This window comes from Candidatus Nitrotoga sp. 1052 (genome assembly GCF_927312905.1).
In the GTDB taxonomy this organism is placed as follows: domain Bacteria; phylum Pseudomonadota; class Gammaproteobacteria; order Burkholderiales; family Gallionellaceae; genus Nitrotoga.
In genome coordinates this window covers 25,999-47,015 of the sequence record NZ_CAKMHQ010000048.1, presented here as the reverse complement: position 1 = coordinate 47,015, position 21,017 = coordinate 25,999, and the positions used below count along the sequence as shown (strand labels likewise).

23 protein-coding genes and 1 tRNA gene are annotated in these 21,017 nt (G+C 49.9%); 15 read left to right on the top strand and 9 right to left on the bottom strand.

The window, feature by feature from the left end; genetic code table 11:
- The first annotated feature begins 33 nt into the window (after positions 1–33).
- From MJ768_RS10125 to MJ768_RS10095, 7 genes are all read left to right on the top strand, one after another.
- Positions 34–396, top strand: a complete 363-nt coding sequence (locus tag MJ768_RS10125) for a response regulator (RefSeq protein ID WP_239291346.1) — start codon at positions 34–36, stop codon at positions 394–396.
- Positions 397–453: 57 nt separating this feature from the next.
- Positions 454–1,011, top strand: coding sequence for a chemotaxis protein CheW (locus MJ768_RS10120; RefSeq protein ID WP_239291344.1), 558 nt, complete (start codon positions 454–456; stop codon positions 1,009–1,011).
- A gap of 40 nt (positions 1,012–1,051) precedes the next feature.
- A complete protein-coding gene (locus tag MJ768_RS10115; protein ID WP_239291342.1) occupies positions 1,052–3,370 on the top strand; it encodes a methyl-accepting chemotaxis protein in 2,319 nt (772 codons plus the stop codon).
- A 64-nt stretch (positions 3,371–3,434) separates the two neighbouring features.
- On the top strand, positions 3,435–6,590 hold the full coding sequence (locus MJ768_RS10110) for a hybrid sensor histidine kinase/response regulator (RefSeq protein ID WP_239291340.1): 3,156 nt from the start codon (positions 3,435–3,437) through the stop codon (positions 6,588–6,590).
- Entirely contained in the window at positions 6,587–7,036 is a 450-nt protein-coding gene (locus MJ768_RS10105) for a hypothetical protein (protein WP_239291338.1), read from the top strand. Before MJ768_RS10110 ends, MJ768_RS10105 begins: the two co-directional genes overlap by 4 nt.
- Entirely contained in the window at positions 7,020–7,475 is a 456-nt protein-coding gene (locus MJ768_RS10100) for a chemotaxis protein CheW (RefSeq protein ID WP_239291336.1), read from the top strand. The genes MJ768_RS10105 and MJ768_RS10100 overlap by 17 nt, the downstream gene beginning before the upstream one ends.
- Before the next feature lie 172 nt (positions 7,476–7,647).
- Positions 7,648–8,133, top strand: a complete 486-nt coding sequence (locus MJ768_RS10095) for a hypothetical protein (protein ID WP_239291334.1) — start codon at positions 7,648–7,650, stop codon at positions 8,131–8,133.
- Between the two features lie 335 nt (positions 8,134–8,468).
- On the opposite strand, the gene MJ768_RS10090 is transcribed toward MJ768_RS10095, so the two are convergent.
- The 3 genes from MJ768_RS10090 to MJ768_RS10080 form a co-directional block, all read right to left on the bottom strand.
- A complete protein-coding gene (locus tag MJ768_RS10090) occupies positions 8,469–9,344 on the bottom strand; it encodes a toll/interleukin-1 receptor domain-containing protein (protein WP_239291332.1) in 876 nt (291 codons plus the stop codon).
- Between the two features lie 266 nt (positions 9,345–9,610).
- The gene (locus MJ768_RS10085) at positions 9,611–9,976 is read right to left on the bottom strand and encodes a hypothetical protein (protein ID WP_239291330.1); all 366 of its coding nucleotides are present in this window, start codon (positions 9,974–9,976) and stop codon (positions 9,611–9,613) included.
- Complete coding sequence (locus tag MJ768_RS10080; RefSeq protein ID WP_239291328.1) at positions 9,976–10,230, bottom strand: hypothetical protein; 255 nt, start codon at positions 10,228–10,230, stop codon at positions 9,976–9,978. The genes MJ768_RS10085 and MJ768_RS10080 overlap by 1 nt, the downstream gene beginning before the upstream one ends.
- A 413-nt stretch (positions 10,231–10,643) precedes the next feature.
- Here MJ768_RS10080 and MJ768_RS10075 point away from each other — a divergent pair, with 413 nt between their 5' ends.
- A complete protein-coding gene (locus tag MJ768_RS10075; RefSeq protein ID WP_239291326.1) occupies positions 10,644–11,015 on the top strand; it encodes a VOC family protein in 372 nt (123 codons plus the stop codon).
- 8 nt (positions 11,016–11,023) lie between these two features.
- A complete protein-coding gene (locus MJ768_RS10070; protein ID WP_239291324.1) occupies positions 11,024–11,206 on the top strand; it encodes a hypothetical protein in 183 nt (60 codons plus the stop codon).
- A 209-nt stretch (positions 11,207–11,415) separates the two neighbouring features.
- Here the strand turns inward: MJ768_RS10070 and MJ768_RS10065 are convergent, their stop codons facing one another.
- The 3 genes from MJ768_RS10065 to gloB form a co-directional block, all read right to left on the bottom strand.
- Positions 11,416–11,619, bottom strand: coding sequence for a pyridoxal-phosphate dependent enzyme (locus MJ768_RS10065; RefSeq protein WP_256449852.1), 204 nt, complete (start codon positions 11,617–11,619; stop codon positions 11,416–11,418).
- A gap of 238 nt (positions 11,620–11,857) precedes the next feature.
- Positions 11,858–11,948 (bottom strand) — tRNA-Ser (locus MJ768_RS10060).
- 52 nt (positions 11,949–12,000) lie between these two features.
- A complete protein-coding gene (gloB, locus tag MJ768_RS10055) occupies positions 12,001–12,765 on the bottom strand; it encodes a hydroxyacylglutathione hydrolase (protein WP_239291320.1) in 765 nt (254 codons plus the stop codon).
- A gap of 48 nt (positions 12,766–12,813) precedes the next feature.
- Here gloB and MJ768_RS10050 point away from each other — a divergent pair, with 48 nt between their 5' ends.
- The 6 genes from MJ768_RS10050 (at position 12,814) to dksA (ending at position 17,467) form a co-directional block, all read left to right on the top strand.
- A complete protein-coding gene (locus tag MJ768_RS10050; RefSeq protein ID WP_239291310.1) occupies positions 12,814–13,554 on the top strand; it encodes a class I SAM-dependent methyltransferase in 741 nt (246 codons plus the stop codon).
- The gene (gene rnhA, locus MJ768_RS10045) at positions 13,551–14,024 is read left to right on the top strand and encodes a ribonuclease HI (protein ID WP_239291308.1); all 474 of its coding nucleotides are present in this window, start codon (positions 13,551–13,553) and stop codon (positions 14,022–14,024) included. The genes MJ768_RS10050 and rnhA overlap by 4 nt, the downstream gene beginning before the upstream one ends.
- On the top strand, positions 14,021–14,740 hold the full coding sequence (gene dnaQ / locus MJ768_RS10040; protein WP_239291298.1) for a DNA polymerase III subunit epsilon: 720 nt from the start codon (positions 14,021–14,023) through the stop codon (positions 14,738–14,740). Before rnhA ends, dnaQ begins: the two co-directional genes overlap by 4 nt.
- 63 nt (positions 14,741–14,803) lie before the next feature.
- Positions 14,804–16,054: an NAD(P)/FAD-dependent oxidoreductase gene (locus MJ768_RS10035; RefSeq protein ID WP_239291443.1), complete on the top strand. Its 1,251-nt coding sequence runs from the start codon at positions 14,804–14,806 to the stop codon at positions 16,052–16,054.
- Between the two features lie 211 nt (positions 16,055–16,265).
- Positions 16,266–16,847 (top strand): Maf family protein, encoded by a 582-nt coding sequence (locus MJ768_RS10030; RefSeq protein WP_239291296.1) that lies wholly within the window; start codon positions 16,266–16,268, stop codon positions 16,845–16,847.
- A gap of 197 nt (positions 16,848–17,044) precedes the next feature.
- Complete coding sequence (dksA, locus tag MJ768_RS10025) at positions 17,045–17,467, top strand: RNA polymerase-binding protein DksA (protein ID WP_239291286.1); 423 nt, start codon at positions 17,045–17,047, stop codon at positions 17,465–17,467.
- A gap of 122 nt (positions 17,468–17,589) precedes the next feature.
- Here dksA and galE read toward each other — a convergent pair whose 3' ends face one another.
- The 3 genes from galE to sucC all read right to left on the bottom strand — a co-directional run bounded on the left by galE (position 17,590) and on the right by sucC (position 20,832).
- The gene (gene galE, locus MJ768_RS10020; RefSeq protein ID WP_239291276.1) at positions 17,590–18,597 is read right to left on the bottom strand and encodes a UDP-glucose 4-epimerase GalE; all 1,008 of its coding nucleotides are present in this window, start codon (positions 18,595–18,597) and stop codon (positions 17,590–17,592) included.
- A 187-nt stretch (positions 18,598–18,784) separates the two neighbouring features.
- Positions 18,785–19,666 carry a succinate--CoA ligase subunit alpha gene (gene sucD / locus MJ768_RS10015; protein ID WP_239291274.1) on the bottom strand — a complete coding sequence of 294 codons (882 nt, stop codon included), beginning with the start codon at positions 19,664–19,666 and terminating at the stop codon, positions 18,785–18,787.
- On the bottom strand, positions 19,666–20,832 hold the full coding sequence (sucC, locus tag MJ768_RS10010) for an ADP-forming succinate--CoA ligase subunit beta (RefSeq protein WP_239291272.1): 1,167 nt from the start codon (positions 20,830–20,832) through the stop codon (positions 19,666–19,668). Before sucC ends, sucD begins: the two co-directional genes overlap by 1 nt.
- Between the last annotated feature and the right edge of the window lie 185 nt (positions 20,833–21,017).

Below are 21,017 nucleotides of genomic sequence, written 5' to 3'. Positions count from 1 at the left end.
ATTCAATTCAATTCAATTAAAGGAGAAGCAACCATGACAATCAAGAAAGTTCTTTGCGTCGACGATTCGTATACTGATCTTGTCAATATTCAGAAAATCGTAATCGGCACAGGCCGCTTTGTCGTCACCGCCGCCAACGGCAAGGAAGCGATCGAGATGACCAAATCCGAGAAACCGGATCTGATCTTCATGGACGTAAACATGCCGGACATGGATGGCTTTGCCGCGACCCGCGCTTTGAAAAAAGATCCCGCGACCAAGGACATCCCAGTCGTGTTCGTGACCAGCAAGGACCAGAAAGCAGACAAGATGTGGGGGCAAATGCAGGGGGGTAGCGGATATGTCGTTAAACCCTATACATCCGATGATATCGTCAGGCTCGTCAACACGTTATGACGATCCCGTTCCTACGTTTGAATGCCCTCTTGCTGATCCATTCTGTACGAGACAGCCATGCAAAACGAAATCAACTCTGCTGATTCGCTGCTAGCGCCGAGCGTGGCACTGCACCCGGCACGCTCGGCAGGGGCACTCATGACCATCGGACTCAATCGACGGTACGGAGCGCCCCTCGCCGCAGCTCAGGAATGGATAGGCTTTGAAGTCGCCAACATTAAGTTTCTGGTCCCACACGCGCAAGTAAGCGAAATTTCGGAAATGCCGCCTGTTTTTCGCCTTCCGAACACTGGCCGCTGGTTGCTCGGTCTGGTGAATCTTCACGGCAATCTTGTGCCGGTGTTTGACCTGGCGTCGCTCGTCGGTGGCACATGCGACACGAAATCGAAAACAATGCTCCTCGTGCTTGGTCGCGGTGATGCGATCGCAGCCATCGTGGTTAACGGTATTCCGAACCGCAAGCGTTTTGGTGCCTCGAATCGAACCCCGCTTCCAGCGTTCCCAGATGCAATCCGCGATTACATATCGAACGCTTATGCAGAAGAAGACCAGGTGTGGCTGGAGCTCGACCATGTCCGCTTCTTCGAAATGATGGCGCGCAGAATCTCAGGCTGACATACCCGCCCCCAACTTACGACCCGACTGGAGAAACAAAATGAAAAACAGGCTGAAAATTACCTTCCTTACCCGGATGAAGCTGTGGCAGAAGTTCCTGCTCCTGGGTGCCGTCGCGCTACCCGCTGCCGGAGTGCCTGCCTATCTGTTTCTGACGCAGACCACCGCCGCCATTCAGACCGCCAAGCTCGAGGCTAGCGGTATTGATCCCGCAGCAAAGCTGCTTAAGGTGATCCAGAATACCCAACAGCATCGCGGCTTGGCCGCCGCCTTCATCGGCGGAAATGCCTCCGTAGCTGCCGATCGCGCCGCTAAGGAAACGGAGGTTGCCCGGGCGATAAGCACCTTTGACCCATATATGAAAGATAGCAACAATGCCAAACAGGCCGAGACATGGGACAAGGTAAAGGCCGATTGGACACGAATCGCGGCCGAGACCGCGAGCCAGCGCGCAGACGCGCGCAAATCATTTGCTGACCACTCTGCACTGGTCGCTACCGAACTGACCCTGCTTGATCTTCTTATGGATCATTACAAGCTCTCGTTTGAATCAGATGCTGCGACGCACTTCCTGATCCAGGCCACACTAGCAGATCTACCTCAAGTAGCTGAGACACTGGGGCAGGTGAGGGCTTTTGGGGCCGCCCGGCTCGCGGAAGGCGAACGCTTAGCCATCGCTCAGAGATCCGGTACCGAACTAGACAAAGAAGCGCTCACCTTGACCGACCGCGCGACGATGGCAACTCTAATTTCGGCATTGACCGCCAAAACCAATCAAGCGACTAATCAGTTAGGTAAAGCACAGACCGAAGAGGCACGAATTAAGGACAAGATTGCAGGCAGAGATCGAGTCGCTGAAGAACAGATCAAGCACCTTGCCGATCTTGCCGCCGCAGAAATCAGCAATGCGCAGCGGCTTCAGTTCAGCTCCGCGGAATATATCAAGCAGTTCACTGCCAGCATCAACGATCAGTTCAAGTTAATTGATATCGCGATGGTGGCGCTGAACGACGAGTTGCAGCTCAAGGTTGCAAACCTGCTCAAACGTTCATTAACGCTGTCGGGCGTGGTACTCGCCTTCATCATATTTGCAGCACTTCTTGCCTTGCTGATCACACGAAATGTCACCGACACAGTGCGTTTATTGCAGCTATCAGTCGAAAAGGTGCGTGGCGGAGATAACACAGCTCTAGGCTCGATCGAGGCGAAGGACGAGGTCGGCGATTTGGGACGGACGGTCAATCAACTGCTAGAAGAACGCATGGCTGCGCAACGCAAAGCTGAGGCGGAAACTGAGGCGCTTAACGACTCGGTGATCTCGCTCCTGCAAACAATGCAAAAGCTCTCGGAGAAAAACCTCACGGCCAAGGCGCCTGTCACGCAAGACATCGTGGGTACAGTGTCTGATGCAGTAAATCAGCATACTGAAGAAACGAGCAAAGTGCTTTATCGGGTAATGCAAATCGCCGGCCAGGTGGAAAATTCCTCAGTCAAATTGAAAGGGCAGGCCGATCAAGTGCAAGCGACAGCTGCAGTGGAACGTAAAGGCGTCGAGGAAATGATCCGCGAGCTTGCCACTTCAACCGAAGCCATGAACAATGTGGCGCAGCTCACCGCGAAATCCCACATTGCGTCCGGCGATGCTACCCGTTCAACCCTCTCTGCGCTCAATGCCGTGACCGGAACAATGAAGGGCATGAACTCCATCCGTGAAATGATTGCCGAGACCGAGAAGCGAATTAAGCGCCTTGGCGAGCGTTCCCAGGAAATCAGCGGCATCGTGAATTTGATCAATACAATCGCGGAACGCACACACGTACTTGCGTTGAACGCGAGCGTACAGGCCGCAGTTGCAGGTGATGCGGGCCGCGGTTTCGCGGTGGTGGCTGAGGAAGTGCAACGCCTTGCCGAATCCTCACGCAATGCTACCGCGCAAATTGGTACATTGGTGAATAACATTCAAATCGAGACGAACGACACGATCAATACGGTGAACAAAACTATTTCTCAAGTTGTGCAAGGAACCGAGTTCGCTGAAAAAGCCGGTGTTCAAATGGCAGAAACACAGAAGGCAACCGACAATCTGGTGGAATTAGTGCTGCAGATCGCCGCCAGCCTGGAAGTACAGATAAAGAGCGCAGAAATTCTGCAAAACAGAGTCGAAGATATTGGCCGTAGTGCTGAGAAGACCGGAGAACAGATTACGACCCAGACGGCCGAAACTAACCTGCTCTCCAGATCCGCCGAGCAATTGGTGAAAGCGGTGGGCGTATTCAAGCTGCCTAGCGCACATGCTCTTGGATTGTCGATCATGCCAGAGCGTACGAGCGCCATGCCCAAACTCCAAGCGGTTGCTTAAGCCTGCAATGACGGCGGCACGCTTGTGCCGTCGTGCTCCGACCTGAGGACGATAGATAATGCAAATGAGCGATTTCATCGAAGCGCTACGAACCGAAATCGAAGAGGTGCGCACCGATCTTGCCGTTTGGATCGCAACGATCTGTTCGGTTGCCCCCGAGGATCCCGCATTTGGCGACGCACTCGATCAATATGTCGGCCAGGTTGAACGCACGGCATCAACCTGTGGAATGCTTGGACTGCGCGGCTTGGAGTCTTGTTGCGCTCAGGTACAGGAATGCCTGGTGGTCATTGTTGGGCTTAACGCGGAAGAGCGAGGCGCGGCGCAAGCCTTCTTCGATCTCTGGCCCGATCTTGTGCTCGCATATCTCGCTGACATCACGAGCTTCGAGTCCGCAGAGCACTTGGCAGAACACTTTTCCCAGCCCTCCTGTCCGGCACACGTGGATGCCGAGCGTAACCTCGAACTCATTATCGAGCTCACCGCCGAGCCGGTGCTAGCGGAGTATTTGCGCGCAGAAGCAGAGACCGAGGAGCTGGAACGTCCTCGCGTGGCGACTGATGAAGACGTCTCCCTTGCCCTACCAGCGGATGTGGATCGGGGCGTGTACGAGGCGCTGCTGCAAGAAGCGCCAACGCAGGCCGCCGAGCTTTCCAACTACATTCGTAACATTGTGGACGGCGAAGCCACGGATGAGGATATGGCCGCAGCGAAGCGCATTGCGCACTCATTAAAAGGTTCGGCGAACATCGTCGGCATCCGGGGCATAGCGACGCTCGGACACCACACAGAGGACATCCTCGAATGGTTCGAGCAGAACCAGACACACCCCCCGTTGGCGCTTACCAATGCATTGCTCGATGCATCAGCTTGCCTGGAACAAATGATAGGCTTCCTGCTCGGCATCGAGGATGCCCCCACACAGACTCAGGCGAAGGAAATACTGCAATCTGTTCTCGATTGGGCGAACCGGATTCGCTCAGGAAGTGTTGAGGACGAAATCGATGCCGCTGCGCTTGCCGATGTAGAGACGTCGCTCCCAGCACCAACTGAAATTACTAATCTCGATGCAACGTTTGCGATTCAAACAGAATCCACCGATCTCAACACGCCCTCTCCGATCCAGGCTGAAAATGCAGATCTCGATGCGTCGCTCCCAAAGCCAACTGAAATCACTGATCTCGAAGCAACGTTTGCGATTCAACCAGAAACCACCGATCTCGACACGCCCTCTCCGATCCAGGCTGAAAATGCAGATCTTGATACGACGCATCCGGTTTTGATTGAAGCTACCCATCTCAGCACAAAGCCCCGGGTACTGACTGAAACCTTCAGGGAAGAAGAAGTTTCTGTGCCCGAAGCTTCTCTGCCCAATAATGTGACCGGCCAGATTCCTGTCGCTCCAATAATACGCGTCCCGGTAGCAACCATGGACGAACTCTTCCGTCTCACGGGCGAGCTATCTGTAAAGATTGGGCAACTTACCGAGCAAGTGAAGCAGACTCAGCAACGCACTAACGGCTTATTACGTCAGAATCTCAAGGTACAGCAGCGCATTTTTGATCTGGAGAACCTGGTTGATATCCGCGGCCTCGCGAGTCTGCGCGACACGCATATCTCTCACAGTGACCAGATATTTGATGCATTGGAAATGGAACAGTACACCGAGCTTCAAAGCAACACCCGCGCGCTGACGGAAGAAGCCGCCGACACAAGGGAGTTCAGTCGGCGGATTGAGGAAGACGTGGCACAGATGGGCGCCGTACTTCAGCAAACGCAGCGAGTACAGCGCGAACTTCAGTACATGGCCATGACTACTCGCATGAGTCCAGTGGGGAGCCTAGCCCCTCGCCTGCACCGCAACATCCGCCAGACCTCGCAGCAAACTGGGAAGAAAGCAAAGCTGATAATCGAAGGGGAGGATATCCTGATCGACGGAGACATGTTGAACAACCTCGTCGACCCGCTGCTGCATATACTGCGAAACGCCATCGATCACGGTATTGAGACACCCGATGAACGTACGCGCGCCGGAAAACCGGAGATGTCCACCATCCATCTTGTGTTCTCGCGGCGCGGCCAGACGGTCACTGTGCGTTGCCGGGACGACGGGCACGGACTCGACTACAGTGCGATCCGAAATAAGGCGATAGAGCGCGGCCTGATGCAGGCCGGTCAGGATATCTCCGAGGAAGAACTGTCACGCTTGATTCTACTTCCTGGCTTTTCAACACGAGAACGCACAAATGAAATATCGGGGCGTGGCGTCGGGCTCGATGTAGTGCGCGACCGGCTTCTTGTTATGAAGGGAATGGTCGAAGTACGATCTGAGTTCGGCAAAGGTTGCGAGTTCCTGCTTCGCTTCCAGGCGTCGCTCGTCGCCCAGCATGCGTTACTTATAGAATCCTCCACCCAGATTTTTGCAGTACCAAGCTACGCGCTGGACCAAGCGTTACCACCCGCCGCAGGAGAGTTCGTATCAATCGGCAGCGAAATAAACCTGCGCTATCAAAAACGCACCTATCCGGTAAAGGCCTTGAGTGCGCTGATCGGCTATGACAGCGGCGGGATGACGTCAGAAATCATGAATTCGAAGTCCGTATTGCTTGTTCACGTCGACCTTGATATTCATGCGGTGCTGGTCGACCGCATCGTTGACGGTCGTGATCTGATCCTCAAGGATCCGGGCCGGTATGTTAAGAAGATTAATGGCGTTGGCGGCATCGCGATTCTGGGTGATGGCACTGTCGCGCCGCTGCTCGATTTAGCCGAATTGCTGCGTCTTCCCATGCCGCAATTGATCGAGGCCGCAGCCTCCATTACCTCAGGTGACCCGGTAGCGACGACTCGACGCGACATTCTCGTTGTGGACGATTCCCTTAGCGTGCGCAAATCGCTAGTGCAACTCGTAAGCGATGCAGGATACAACGTAAAAGCAGCAAAAGATGGTTTAGAAGCGATCGCGATTCTAAAGGATTTCATACCCGTAGTGATACTCACTGATCTTGAAATGCCGAACATGAACGGGCTCGAATTCACCTCGCACCTGCGCGCGCGCGCCGACACCCGAGAACTGCCGGTGATCATGATCACCTCTCGCTCCATGGACAAACATCGTAAACAGGCCGAGCTCGCAGGGGTTAGCGTATACATGACCAAACCCTATACCGACACCGACCTTCTCGGGCACATCCACAGCGCGATCGGCGGGGTGCAATGAACACCGCCGCAGCCGGGTACGCGTTGATCTGTTTTGACGGCCTGAATCTGCTCATCGACCAACACGCGATCGTCTCCCTCGAGAATATGATTATGTTAAAAGGCGGAGATGATGAAGTGAAGGCGAGTGAGGTCATTGAAGGGAATGCATGCGAAGTACATTCGCTTACCGCACATCTGGTCGTGGCGAACAAGATCGATGCACGGTGTCGCTACATTGTCGTACTACAGGCAGATGAGCACCGATTCGGCATTACTGTGGACTCGGTACAGTCGCTCCCCATTCAAGACCCAATACTGCATCTTTTACCCGCATGCATGAGCTTTTCCGAATCACCGGTAAAAGCTTACGTACAGGTCGAGGAGCGCGTCGCATTCTGTTGCGATGTCGGTACATTGTGGCGTCACATCAACTCTTCGGAGAGCAGGCATGAATGCGAGGCATAACGCCGTTTTGTTCGAGTTTACGAGTGGCCGCCACGCAGCAATCGGTCTGCACGAAGTCGCTGAACTCGTCATGTCGCCAAGGCTTGTACCTGTACCGCTGGCTCCAGATTACTGCCATTCGCTTTGTATTTGGCAGGATCGCGCCATTCCATTTGTTGAGCTGGCACCGCTCATCGGCCAACGCTCTCTGGAGAAAACTCGTCTTGCGCTGGTCGTCACGTACTTTGCCCGATCGAACGGCGAGCAACGATGGGGCGCCTTGGGGCTATCTACCTATTTTCGCATGGTGAGCGTCGGGGACGATGCAGCGTGTCTGTTACCCCAAGATTCGTCCGCATGGGCATCTATAGCCCACTCCTGTTTCCAGCTGGTAGACGAGAACGTTCCCATTCTGAATCTGGATGCCTTGTTTGAGCAGCGCTTGGAGTTGATCTCTTAAGCAACTTTTTTGTTACTCATATAAATCATCTTCGTACTGACATCCGAATGCCCAAGCAAGCTGCCGACCAGTAAGAGATGGGAATTATGTCAACCAGATTGATTAGCGTGCGTTAATACTTATGGTAAGACTAGGTCATATTTTTCACGCATCGTTTTCAGGGATATCTATCATGAGCAAATTGTTATCAGTACTAATCGCTTCATTTTTTGCAGCCTCAATGAGCTTCAACGCAACCGCAACAGACATCAGCAAGGCTGAAGTCAAAGCTGAGAAAGCCGAAGCGACAGAAATGAAGAAGGACGCCAAGGCCGAATCCAAGGAAACCAAGAAGACGGCTGACGCAACCGAGAAGAAGACGGACGCCAAGGCAGACTACAAGCACGCCAAAAAGAATGCCAAGGCAACCTACAAAGCAGCAAGCGCAGATTGCAAGAAGAAGCCATCTGCCGAACAGGAGACCTGCTTGAAGGATGCGAAGGCCGCCAGAGATACCGCAATCGCTGAGGCTAAAGCGACAATGGAAAAGGCTGTAGCCGAGGCCAAGGCAGCGAAGAAAGCGGCTGGGGTCGAAGCCAAAGCTACCAAAGCGAAGGCTGGCGCCGAAGCCACGACCACGAAAGAAAAAGCCAAGATTGAAGAAAAGGCCGCCAAGTAACATTTTGCAGGTCTGCGTCTGATAAGGCAGGGCTTTTCGCCCTGCCTTATCGTTTTCAGATTGTGCATTGTCTGGCTGGATATTGGAAAAAAACACATCCACATCCGGTGCTGCGCAGTCAGATCGAATGAAACGCTAATTCGTTTTGACACCATCACTTCAGGCGTTATATGTTGCAACTGTCTTGTTTTCAGATTCAGGATGCCATCACGCACCCCTGGCAGATCAGGAGCAGCAACGACGGACGCGCTACCATCCTCGGGCGGAGGTAATGACCGTCCCCAATAAATTTTTTGTAAATTTTCAGGAAACACTTAGACTATTTCAGCAATTAATTACTTATGAAGAACATTAATTAACTTGCCAAGCTGAGTTTCAAGGTCGACTTCATTTCCAGTGTCAATTTTAGTAATAACTCGTGCTCTTACCTGCGCTGCAACATCTGCTCTTGTAGGTGCCCAATCACCATAAACAAAATCATCTAAGGTTATAGGTATAAGAATATCGCTCCCACCTTCCTTAGCTTCTCTTTCTAAGACACGCTCGATTTCATTTAATACTCCAGAGCGTATAAGTGATTTCTCGGAACAAATTAACAGAACTCGTTCATATTCATTTACACCCTCATGCATTACTCGATGTAATTTTCCTCCAGGAGGTGCATCCTCTGGGAAAAACCAAGTTTTTATTCCCTTGGATTTAAGTTGTTTATTTATTTCCTTAACCGCCAATTCATCTGGTCCGCCATAGGATATGAATAACGTTTTGTGCATTTCACTCTCATTAACAACGTCGATCAATGTATCAATGCTGCTAAATTCTTGAAGGAGTTGTTCGATTGGAATATGCAATTTATTTGTATATAAAATAACTCGAGGAGCGAATGTCATTTGTGTTGTATCTATGTCGTGTCCTCGTTGATTTATTGAATTTCCCATTTTCATGTAAATCGAATTGTCCATCTCTAGGAAAATTTTTTCCAAATCTTTCATTAGGTATGGAATTTCATTCGCATTACCAAGATTTTCTATAGCTATAGTTCTTTGTTTGACTCCTGATTGCATGTCATGGGCAATCATAGGGAAAAACTTCTTTATTTCTTTAGTTATTTCACCCGCCAAACTAAGCATTGTGTGTTCCCTGTCTAATACTAAGGCTGCAGGAAATCTTTTTTGAAGAAATGCTATGGCATTTTTGCGCAGTTCAGTCATACGGTTATTATTTTCTTTAAATAATCAACATCCTCGTCAAAGTAACATGGGAGGCTATAAATACATCAACCTTCAATCTAACAGCAAAATATCCCTACTACCAGAACAAAAAGTAACAGCCAATATCAAGGCCGTCGAGCAGCCAGTGCGCGTGCTGCTCGACGGCCTAACTATTGCATCTGGAACCATGCCAACATGCAATGCTTTTCTATACCTGGACGTCCCAATCAGCAGCGGAGCCCGCTGGAATATTGGGTTGGGCCTGTCTATTCATCTTTGTTCGTTTTTGAGTCCTTTCCGAGTAGGTATCCGGCGATCGCACCGAACAGACCCACGATCGGGGTTAGCTGTTCATTGTTGTAGCCAACGACAAGCAATAATGCCGAGAAGCAGAGAATGGTAATTACGCCAAATACTCTGAGTACCTGATGTGATGGCGCGCCAGAACGCCAAAGCAGCGCTGTAGCCATGATCAATGCGACACAAGAAAATCCCAAGACACCAATGGCCAGAAACTGCACAAGTTCCGGCGACCATGGTTGAACCCACGTGGAGGGTGAAGCTTCGGTTTTATCTAAGGCTTTTTGCGCCATATCGAGCGCGGACATCGCCGCTTCGGTATCTGTTGCCATTAGCGCTGCCCCCTCTCTATCTTGCCAATGCGTCCTTCAAGCGAATCAAGCTTGCTTGACAGAGACTTTATTGCAGTGGTCTGCGCTCGAAGCAACTCTGTTAGCTCCGCGTTGCTAAGTTGCTGCGCTCGGGGAGGCGCCTTGGGCGGAGCAGCTGGTGGCGCCGGACGCGGGATTTCTATTGCGCGCGGTGCTTGCTGTGCGATTGCATTTGCAGAAGCAATAATGAAGACGAAGAAAAGGGAAAGCTTCATGAAGTTATCTCCTTTAAGATCTTAGAGGCCCAACATAATGGTATGGAAGCCCGCTTACTAAAACGGTATCTCGGAGTAGTGGTGGCTTTACTACCACTAGACAATAAAGGGACATCCGAAATGAAGATTACGACAATTGCCATTGATTTGGCAAAAAAAGTTTTGCAGATTCATAGTGTAGATGAGTGCGGCAATGTCCTCGCATAGGGGGTTGACCGACAACCAGGCTAACAAGCCCATCATGTCAGTCAAAATAAGCACTTTGCTTATTTTCTTTCTTTGGCGTGGCTCTATTATACGGACGAGCTTTTAAGGCTTCTGTCGCGGTAAAACTACGCAAGTCTGAAAGCCCGCGGCTGAGCTTGAATGCTAGGTCAACATTACTTCCGACAGACATTTAAAGGTGAAAAAAAATGGTTAATAATCCGGTGATTTGGTTTGAAATTTATGTGCAGGACATTTCTCGTGCAAAAGCTTTTTACGAATCTGTGTTTCAGATCAAGCTTGAACGACTGAACAATCCAGATATTGAGATGTTGGGTTTCCCAATGGCGATGGATCGAACAGGTGCCGGTGGAGCTTTAGTTAAGATGGAAGGAATGGCTTCAGGTGGAAATAGCACGATCGTCTATTTCAGTTGCGCTGACTGTGCTGTCGAGGCTGCTTTTGTTACTAAATATGGCGGGCATGTGCAGCGTGAAAAGATGTCTATAGGTGAATACGGCTTTATTGCTTTGGTTGTGGATACCGAGGGAAATATATTTGGTTTGCATTCAATGCAATGAGTGGCGCCTTGAGTGCGTTCGTAAATGCCGGACTAACCTATCACTTAATGGGACGTGCTATCGTTTTTATCGAGATGATCAATGACCCCAATTCTGAGAAATCACAAAGAGCTATGGGGGCTATGCGAAAAATGAAGAAGATTGACATAGATGAACTAAAGCGGGATAAGGAAATTGTTAAACAACAATAGCGAGATCGGGTAATCAAGCAGCTACATCGCAGAGCAGCGCAGTTTGGTTTCATCCTGCAATTGCAAAACCCGGTTGTTGAAGTTGTATTTCTCAGGAATAGGCAGCGTACAGTCCTGCGGTAATATTGGCGCGGATGTGAGGGGCGAAATTGTGCTGGCCAGTCATGTTATGGAAGCTTTTGAAAATGCGGATTCCATTCCAGGCATTGTCATAGCCAATAGTCATTGATGTACTTCTCGCCTTTGTCGCAGAAGAATGTGACGACATTTTCGACCTTGTGCCGCTCGCGTAATTCCCGCGCAGCGATCAGGTGCGCGCCGGATGATGGCCCGACGAAGATACCGTGTTCACGCGCTAGACGGCGCATCTCCTGCACAGCCTCTGTGGACTCGACGGTGATTACTTCATCCAGCAGCGCTATTTTGCAATGCGCGCTTTGATGGACCCAGACGGGTTAAGACAATCTGAATTAGTGGTGTTGAGCCGATCGCATCCAGAATAGTTTGCATGATGGAATTAACTCAAAAGGTTAGAAATACTAAAGGTGTGATCGGAACAAATTAAAATGCAGGCCGGTAAGAACTGTGGTAAGAACTTCTACGGCGACAATACATAAAAGCCTGTATATTCACAGGCTTAAATCATTTTCTTGGCGGAGAGGGCGGGATTCGAACCCGCGTTAAGATATTATCCTAAACACGCTTTCCAGGCGTGCGACTTAAACCGCTCATCCACCTCTCCGAAGGTCGCGCAGGATAAACCAGAAAGGGCTTTATCGCAATCTAAAATAGTTTCAGAAATTATTTTTCCAGGTGCGCAGAGCAGTAAAGACGCTGGTTTCGTCGGTCTCTTTTATTTGTGTCATGCGCAATGTAGTAGCGATTACGCCTTGCTCAGCGCAGCGTAAAAAAGGGTTGGTGGCTTTTTCCAAGGCAATAGTCGAGGGTAACGTTGGAAACCCGGCAGCGCGTAACGCCTGCACATCTGCTTGACGTTGTTTGAGCCGAGCATTGTCGGGTTCGCAGACTAGTGCGAAGCGGATGTTGGCCTCGGTATATTCATGTCCGCAATACACTTTTGTTTCATCGGGCAAATTTGCCAGCCGTTGCAGGGAATGGAACAATTGCGCGGCCGTTCCTTCAAACAATCTGCCACAGCCACAGCCGAACAGGGTGTCGCCGCAAAATACGCCGCCGGCGCCCAGATAAGCGATATGTCCGTGGGTATGACCAGGGATATCAATAACACTCAGTTTTATTTTTAATTCCGGGATTTCAATTACGTCTCCTTCGCTGAGCATATGACTGACGCAGGGAATATTCTCAAGCTGTGGGCCATACACTGGCACGTTGTATAATTCAACAAGTTTGCAGACGCCACCGACGTGATCGTTGTGATGGTGAGTACATAGAATGGCGGCGAGTTTGAGCTTATGTAAATTGAGATAAGCTAGCACCGGCGCGGCGTCACCCGGATCGACCACTACCACATGTTGGTGGTCGTGCAGCATCCAGATGTAGTTGTCCTTGAATGCAGGGATGGGAATAATATTTAACATGGAAATGTCCGTTTTTTATTTGGCTATACTCGAGTGAAAGAGTATTGCATGTCAACCACAAATACGCTGAATGATTGGTTTGCCACGCCGCCAGGAAAATATTTGCTGGAGTGCGAACAAACATTGTTTGATCACAGTGTGACTGATATTTTTGGTTTCAATGCCCTGCAACTCGGGCTGGCCGAGCATGATTTTTTGCGTGCCAGCCGTATGCCGCTGCGCGCCATTGTGGGGAACGAGGCTGGGGTGCAAGTACGGCTGGATATGGATGAATTGCCATTCGAATGCAGTAGCTTGGATTTGGTGCTTCTGCCGCATGTACTGGAATTCAATGCCCATCCTCATCAAATTTTACGTGAGGTTGAGCGTGTGTTAAGGCCGGAAGGAAATGTCATCATCAGCGGCTTCAATCCACGTAGTCTGTGGGGGGCTCGACGCGTTTTGGGTTCGCAGACGAATTTCCCCTGGCGTGGAGATTTTATTGCTTTGTCGCGATTGAAGGATTGGCTGGCATTGCTGGGATTTGAGGTGGTAACGGGGCGTTTTGCCTGTTACGCACCTCCGCTCACGAATCCAAATTGGCTTAACCGTTTTAATTTTATGGAGCCAGCGGGCGATCGCTGGTGGGCAGTGTGGGGCGGGGTATATTTTTTGCAGGCGATCAAGCATGTGCCCGGAATGAACCTGATCAAGCCAAAATGGAGCGAGGGACTAGTTGGTAAGCTGCTACCGGCAACGCCTAAGCTGAATAGGGAAATATCACAATGCACAAAAACGGAACCCGAATGAGCGAACTTGTGACAGTAAGTGAAGATATAGTAGAAATTTATACTGATGGGGCTTGCAAGGGGAATCCCGGCGTGGGCGGCTGGGGCGCGCTGTTACAAATTATGGGCAAGGAGCGCGAGCTATGCGGTGGCGAGGCGCATACAACCAACAATCGCATGGAACTGCTGGCCGCGATCCGCGCGTTGGAGGCATTGAAGCGGCCGTGCCGGGTGATCCTGCATACCGACTCAAAGTATGTGCAGCAAGGCATTAGTATCTGGGTGCATAACTGGAAGCAGCGTGGCTGGAAGACTGCCGACAAGAAGCCGGTCAAAAATGAGGATTTGTGGCGCAAGCTGGATGAGCTAGCGGGCAAGCATCATGTTCAGTGGGTGTGGATTAAAGGACATGCCGGGCATGATGGGAACGAGCGTGCCGATGAATTGGCCAATCGCGGTATTGAGCAACTGTTGAATGAAAGCATGAAATGAGACAAATCGTGTTGGATACCGAAACCACCGGCTTGGATCCAGGGAAAGGGCACCGCATCATTGAACTGGCGGCTATCGAATTATGCAACCGCAAAGTTTCCGATCGACGTTTTCACCGCTACCTCAACCCGGAACGCGAGATTGATGCGGGAGCGGCCGAGGTACATGGTCTGACACTGGAGCGTCTGCAGGACGAACCGAAATTTGCTGAGATTGCACCAGCGCTACTTGAGTTTATCCGCGGTGCGGAACTCATCATTCACAATGCGCCGTTCGATGTCGGGTTCCTCAATAAGGAGCTGGAACTAACTGGATTGCCTGGGTTAAATAACTATTGTGCGAGCGTCATTGACACACTGAAGTTGGCCAAGGAGTTGCATCCCGGCAAGAAAAACAATCTGAACGCCTTGTGTGACCGTTATCAGATCGACAATTCTCACCGCACCTTGCATGGCGCGCTATTGGATACTGAGCTGTTGGCGGAGGTTTATCTGTCCATGACGCGCGGACAGAAAAGTTTGCTTGATGATGGGAGCAATGAACAGGACGAAGAGCCGATCATTGTTTTTGCAGATTTGTCGCGTTTGAAACTGCGTGTGCTGCCTGCTAACGTTGACGAGTTGGCGCAACACGCGCAGCAGTTGGCCGATATAGATAAAGCCAGTAAGGGCGCATGTATGTGGAAACAATTAGAGCTTTTGGAGGTGCAGCCGTGATGCATAATATTAGAAGCATGGCTAAGCTGACAGGCTGTTGAAAGCGGCTAGTTGTCTGTTGTGATGAGTGTCAATGTGGATGTGTTGATCATCGGTGCCGGCGCGGCTGGCATGATGTGCGCCATCGAGGCTGCACGTCGAGGGCGCTCTGTACAGCTGCTTGATCATTCTAAAAAATTGGCGGAGAAAATCCGCATCTCCGGTGGAGGCCGCTGCAACTTCACCAATTTGTACGCCAAGCCGGAAAATTACCTATCTGGCAATCCGCATTTTTGCCGCTCCGCATTGGCGCGCTACACCCCCCAGCATTTCATCGCTTGGCTTAACCAGCAAGGCATCGGTTATCACGAAAAAAAACTCGGGCAACTATTTTGTGACGAAGGATCGGCAGCCATTATTGCGATGCTAAAAAACGAATGCGATGCAGCGGGAGTACGTTGGCTTATGTCTTGCGAAGTGCATAAGGTTGAGCGCCTCAATCCCCCTTTTCCGCAAGCAGGAGATGAGTCCGAAGTAAGAGGCAATACGCATCCGTCTGCCGCACGATTTAGCTGCAATACCAATCATGGCATATTTCGCGCGCAGTCCTTGGTGATTGCCAGCGGTGGCCTGTCTATTCCCAAGATTGGCGCAACACCGTTTGGTTACCAAGTCGCGCAGCAATTCGACATTCCCGTGACCAAACTCAAGCCGGGGTTGGTGCCATTGAGTTTTCATCCGGATGATTGGGCACCTTATGTTGATCTCGCCGGAATTTCCGTTGATGCGGAGGTAAGTTATGGTGAACAGGTTTTTCGCGAAAATCTCCTTTTTACCCATCGCGGCCTCAGTGGCCCTGCCATCTTGCAAATCTCCTCTTATTGGGAGCCGGGCCAGCCGCTGCACATTAATTTGCTGCCGGATCATGACACACTGAAATTGTTCGCGCAGCAGCGAGACAGCCGCATGTTGCTAAGCAACTTTTTTGCGCAATATTTGCCCAAGCGATTTATTGAAACATGGTGCGCCCAGTTGGCCGGAAATAATCTTTCCGGTAATAAGCCAATTAACCAATATTCGGATAAGGAGATCGCTGCGCTTGCCGCCAAACTGCATAATTGGCAAATTACGCCTAGCGGCACATTGGGCTATGCCAAGGCAGAAGTTACCTGCGGTGGTGTTGACACCCATGCCTTATCGTCTAAAACCATGGAAGCCAATGAGGTGAAGGGTCTGTATTTTATCGGTGAAGTGGTTGATGTTACAGGTCAGCTGGGCGGCTACAACTTTCAGTGGGCATGGTCATCTGGTTATGCTGCCGGGCAATATTGTTGAACTTTGCTTGGTTTGCGTTTGAGCTGCAACAGGTGGCTACAGCTGTAAATCAGGAAATGCGGTTAAGATGCGAAGACCGGGCTGCATTCATCGTTAGTTAGATACACCGTGCAACGCTCTACCAGATAGTGATAACATGCTGCGCGGGTTATAGTGAAATTTGTGCAGGCGCTTTTCCCAATTTTCAGAGGCGTCTACCAAGGGAAATTTTTTGAATCAGCCGCTTATTCTCGCTTCTACTTCGATTTACCGCAGTGAGCTTTTGGGACGCCTGAAAATCCCATTTGAAATTGCTGCTCCTGACGTAGACGAAGCTTCTCTACCTGGTGAAAGCGCTAAACAAGTCGCATGGCGGCTTTCCCGTGAAAAAGCGCGCGCAGTGGCGATCCATTATCCAGATGCTCTGATTATAGGCTCAGATCAGGTCGCATTATTAGGTGAGCAACAGCTAGGCAAACCTCTCACTCATGAAAATGCTGTACGCCAATTGCGTACTATGCGTGGACACAGCGTGAATTTTTATACTGCACTGACTTTGTTGAATGCGCGCAATGACGAAATTGAAACTGAAATGGCGAAAAATTGCGTCAGTTTTCGCAATTTCAGCGACGACGAAATCGAATCCTATTTACTAAAGGAGCAGCCTTATCACTGTGCAGGTAGCGCGAAATCAGAAGGTTTGGGCATCGCACTTATTAGTCGGATGGAGGGTGACGACCCTACCGCTCTAGTCGGACTGCCTCTTATTCTATTGGTGTCCATGCTTAAGAGGCAGGGGGTTTTTATCTTGTAGAAGTAGTTTTAGTAGGGGTATGCTTAGCAGTAACTCGCAAAACCTGACTTACTTTACAAGCTGTTATTGACTATTTAACTTGGCTTCCAGGCGCTTTTTCATGCAGGAAGAGTGGCGAATTTAGTTGCGGTGGCGCTGCATTTCTGGTATTAAAGCGCGGTTTTTAAATTTTGTTTGTATGTTTCTGGAGATATTTGATGTCGGTACAACCCACAAAACCCGTTACCCCTTACAAAACCAAGAAGGGGGAAGCTTATATGAACCCTAAGCAACTGGATCATTTCCGCAGTATTCTGAACAGCATCAAGCTTGGACTGGGTGAAGACATTGATCGTACGGTGCACTCCATGCAGGATGATGCCACTGTGTTTGCCGATCCGAATGATCGCGCAAGTCAAGAATCAGACATGACTTTAGAACTGCGTAATCGTGATCGCGAGAGCAAGCTGATCAAGAAGATCAACGAAATGTTGGCCAAAATAAATAGCGGTGATTATGGATATTGTGAAAATTGTGGCATAGAAATTGGACTGAACCGTTTGGAAGCGCGACCGACTGCTACGTTGTGCATAGACTGCAAAACGCTGGATGAGATCCGCGAAAAACAAGTCGCCAAGTAATCTCTGTTACCTAAACAACCCGCGATACTGATGTAAGCTGAAAAAATGGACACCAACGTTTTGTTAAACTTGAAACGGAGGTGTCCAATGCAGCAAAGAATACCGAAAACGATATGGTAAATTTAAATTTTATCGAGGTTCCCTAAAGACTGCCATCTCCAAGAGTCAGCACACATCTGCGCTATACTTCGCTCAGCTTTCCAACCCAGATCGCGTTCTGCCAGCGTAGTGTCTGCGTAACATGTCGCGATATCCCCTGGGCGGCGTCCCACTATTTTATAGGGTATGTTCCGCCCACTGGCTTGCTCGAAGGCGCGCACCATCTCCAAGACGCTATTACTCCGCCCCGTGCCTAAATTATAGGTGGCCACTCCAGTCTGATCAGCTAGCTTTTCAAGAGTCTTGACATGACCAATAGCAAGATCAACAACATGAATATAATCTCTCATGCCAGTGCCATCAATGGTTGGATAGTCATCACCATAAATCGACAGCACCTCACGCCGACCTTGTGCCACTTGAGCAATGTAAGGAAGCAGGTTATTCGGAATATCAGTGGGATCCTCGCCAATCAAACCGCTTTCATGCGCGCCTACAGGATTAAAATAACGAAGCAACGCAATTCGCCATGAAGGATCAGCTATCGCAAGATCACGGAGCACCTCCTCGACCATCAGCTTGCTTCTACCATATGGATTGGTCGCACCAAGCGGAAAATTCTCCAAAATTGGAACTGAAGCAGGGTCACCGTAAACTGTAGCAGAAGAAGAAAAAACGAGCGTTTTTACCCGCGCCTCGGCCATCATCTCAAATAACACCAAACTGCCATAGACGTTATTGTCGTAGTAGCGTAACGGTTGTGCCACGGATTCGCCTACCGCTTTCAAACCAGCAAAATGGATTACCGCATCAAAATGATGCCGTGCAAAAAGTGCCTGCATCGCGTGCCGATCACGAATATCAGCCTCAACAAATCCCGGTCGACGTCTGACAATACGCTCAATACGATCAAGAACCGTTGCCTTGCTGTTACAAAAATTGTCAACAATCAAAATCTCGAACCCAGCCAGCATCAACTCAACAACCGTATGCGAGCCGATGTAACCGGTTCCACCTGTTACTAAAATCATTCTTCTTCCTTTTTTGTCAGTATCAGATTCCAGCTTGAAGAGAAAATTTTGTAAGTTTGTTTGTGAGGAGAGCTACATGAGTATCGTAGCCTCTTAAACCACCAAGTAAAAGAATAACAAATCAGGAACGATGATTTTCATCTTGACACCAAAAATTACGAGATGGGTAACACTTCCAATCAGAGACTTATACTTTTAAAACATGTTTCATCATTTTGCCCATTTCAGCCGGGTTGCGCGTGATGTGTATGCCACATTCTTCCATCACTGCCAGTTTGTCCTCGGCACCGCCCTGACCCCCGGAAATAATTGCACCAGCATGCCCCATACGCTTACCAAGCGGCGCGGTAATCCCGGCAATGAAGCCGACCACGGGTTTTTGCATATTGCTCTTGATCCAGTGCGCGCATTCTTCTTCATCACTGCCACCAATTTCGCCCACCATCACCACAGCATCGGTCTCCGGGTCATCGTTGAATAATTTCATTACAGACAAATGCTTCATGCCATTGATCGGATCGCCGCCTATTCCGACGCAGGAAGATTGCCCGAAGCCCAGCTCTGACAGCTGCCAAACCGCCTCATATGTCAACGTTCCCGAACGCGACACCACGCCTATACGTCCCTTACGGTGGATGTGCCCGGGCATGATGCCAATTTTAATTTCGTCCGGTGTAATCAGTCCTGGACAATTCGGGCCAATCAGCAGCGTCTTCTTGCCCTGCATTTTGTAACGAGTGCGTAGCATGTCATGTACGGGTATGCCTTCGGTGATGCAAATCACCAACTCCAGCCCTGCTTCCACCGCCTCGTCAATCGCCGCAGCAGCATAGGGAGGTGGCACGTAAATTACTGAGACCGTTGCCCCGGTTTGCACACGAGCTTCCATTACACTGTTGAATATTGGAATACTTTCATAGCTTTGTCCGGCCTTGCCGGGAGTCACTCCAGCAACAAAACAATTCGCTCCATTTGCATAATTCTTGCAATGTAAAGTATGAAACTGACCGACTTTACCAGTCATGCCTTGCGTCATTACTTTAGTATTTTTGTTGATAAGAATGGACATTATGCCCCCTTTGCCGCAGTAACAACCTTCGCTGCCGCATCTGCCATATCGCCGGCAGAAATAATAGGCAAGCCAGATTCAGCGAGAATTTTTTTCCCAAGATCAACGTTAGTGCCTTCCAGACGCACCACTAATGGTACTTTCAAATGCACTTCGCGCGCCGCTGCAACCACTCCTTCGGCAATCACATCACACTTCATGATTCCGCCGAAGATATTTACCAAAATTGCGCGCAAATTCGGATTTCTTAACATCAATTTGAATGCTTCAGTTACTTTTTCCTTGCTGGCGCCACCACCTACATCCAGAAAATTCGCAGGCATGCCGCCATACAGCTTGATGATATCCATGGTCGCCATGGCTAGCCCAGCACCATTCACCAAGCAGCCGATATTGCCATCCAGTGAGATATAGCTAAGGTCGAATTTTGAAGCTTCAACTTCGGCTGGGTCTTCTTCATCCAGATCGCGTAGCGCCACAATCTCTGGATGACGAAATAGCGCATTACTATCGAAATTAAATTTCGCATCCAGCGCCAGTAAATTCTGATCCGCAGTTAGCACCAGCGGATTGATCTCCGCCAGCATCGCATCCTTTTCCACGAAGGCTCTGTACAAGCCTTGCAAACAGGCGCGCGCCTGAGCAAGTGCTGCATTTGGAATGCCAATCTGCCGTGCCACAGTGTCTGCCTCAGCATCTATCAACCCTGACGAAGGGTTTATCCATATCTTGTGAATTTTATCAGGCGAATGCGCAGCGACTGCCTCGATTTCCATTCCTCCCTCGCTACTGGCCATAAGCACGACACGCTGCTTGCTACGGTCGATTACCATCCCTACGTAATACTCTTTTGCAATCTGCACGCCCTCCTCAATTAGCAAGCGTCTGACCAATTGCCCGTCAGCATTAGTCTGGTGCGTAACCAACTGCATGCCAAGAATCTTTCCAGCATGCATGCCAACATCCTGCACCGAATTCGCCACCTTAACCCCGCCACCCTGGCCACGCCCACCGGCATGAATCTGCGCCTTCACCACCCACACCGATCCACCCAACTGCTGCGCGACAGCAATGGCCTCATCCACACTGAAGCATACCGATCCGCGTGGGGTCGGCACGCCATATTGGCGGAGGATTTCCTTGGCCTGATATTCGTGAATTTTCATGGTTGATTCAGTACCCTATTTCGTGCGCAATTAGGTGATGCGCTACAGACACAATATTAACTAATTAGCTCTCATTCAGAAACATAACATATTGATTTAATTTTAATAATCGTTGATATTTTAATATAAAATCCCAACTGAAATGTGTATTCTTAAACTCAATAGATTGATTACAAACAAAACAA

Coding starts and splice junctions, on each gene's coding strand:
- MJ768_RS10035 (WP_239291443.1), top strand. CDS start 14,804: ATGAGTGTCAATGTGGATGTGTTGATCATCGGTGCCGGCGCGGCTGGC.
- sucD (WP_239291274.1), bottom strand. CDS start 19,666: ATGTCCATTCTTATCAACAAAAATACTAAAGTAATGACGCAAGGCATG.
- MJ768_RS10050 (WP_239291310.1), top strand. CDS start 12,814: ATGTCAACCACAAATACGCTGAATGATTGGTTTGCCACGCCGCCAGGA.
- MJ768_RS10105 (WP_239291338.1), top strand. CDS start 6,587: ATGAACACCGCCGCAGCCGGGTACGCGTTGATCTGTTTTGACGGCCTG.
- dksA (WP_239291286.1), top strand. CDS start 17,045: ATGTCGGTACAACCCACAAAACCCGTTACCCCTTACAAAACCAAGAAG.
- dnaQ (WP_239291298.1), top strand. CDS start 14,021: ATGAGACAAATCGTGTTGGATACCGAAACCACCGGCTTGGATCCAGGG.
- MJ768_RS10110 (WP_239291340.1), top strand. CDS start 3,435: ATGAGCGATTTCATCGAAGCGCTACGAACCGAAATCGAAGAGGTGCGC.
- MJ768_RS10085 (WP_239291330.1), bottom strand. CDS start 9,976: ATGGCAACAGATACCGAAGCGGCGATGTCCGCGCTCGATATGGCGCAA.
- MJ768_RS10095 (WP_239291334.1), top strand. CDS start 7,648: ATGAGCAAATTGTTATCAGTACTAATCGCTTCATTTTTTGCAGCCTCA.
- MJ768_RS10125 (WP_239291346.1), top strand. CDS start 34: ATGACAATCAAGAAAGTTCTTTGCGTCGACGATTCGTATACTGATCTT.
- gloB (WP_239291320.1), bottom strand. CDS start 12,765: ATGTTAAATATTATTCCCATCCCTGCATTCAAGGACAACTACATCTGG.
- MJ768_RS10075 (WP_239291326.1), top strand. CDS start 10,644: ATGGTTAATAATCCGGTGATTTGGTTTGAAATTTATGTGCAGGACATT.
- MJ768_RS10090 (WP_239291332.1), bottom strand. CDS start 9,344: ATGACTGAACTGCGCAAAAATGCCATAGCATTTCTTCAAAAAAGATTT.
- sucC (WP_239291272.1), bottom strand. CDS start 20,832: ATGAAAATTCACGAATATCAGGCCAAGGAAATCCTCCGCCAATATGGC.
- rnhA (WP_239291308.1), top strand. CDS start 13,551: ATGAGCGAACTTGTGACAGTAAGTGAAGATATAGTAGAAATTTATACT.
- MJ768_RS10115 (WP_239291342.1), top strand. CDS start 1,052: ATGAAAAACAGGCTGAAAATTACCTTCCTTACCCGGATGAAGCTGTGG.
- galE (WP_239291276.1), bottom strand. CDS start 18,597: ATGATTTTAGTAACAGGTGGAACCGGTTACATCGGCTCGCATACGGTT.
- MJ768_RS10120 (WP_239291344.1), top strand. CDS start 454: ATGCAAAACGAAATCAACTCTGCTGATTCGCTGCTAGCGCCGAGCGTG.
- MJ768_RS10100 (WP_239291336.1), top strand. CDS start 7,020: ATGAATGCGAGGCATAACGCCGTTTTGTTCGAGTTTACGAGTGGCCGC.
- MJ768_RS10080 (WP_239291328.1), bottom strand. CDS start 10,230: ATGAAGCTTTCCCTTTTCTTCGTCTTCATTATTGCTTCTGCAAATGCA.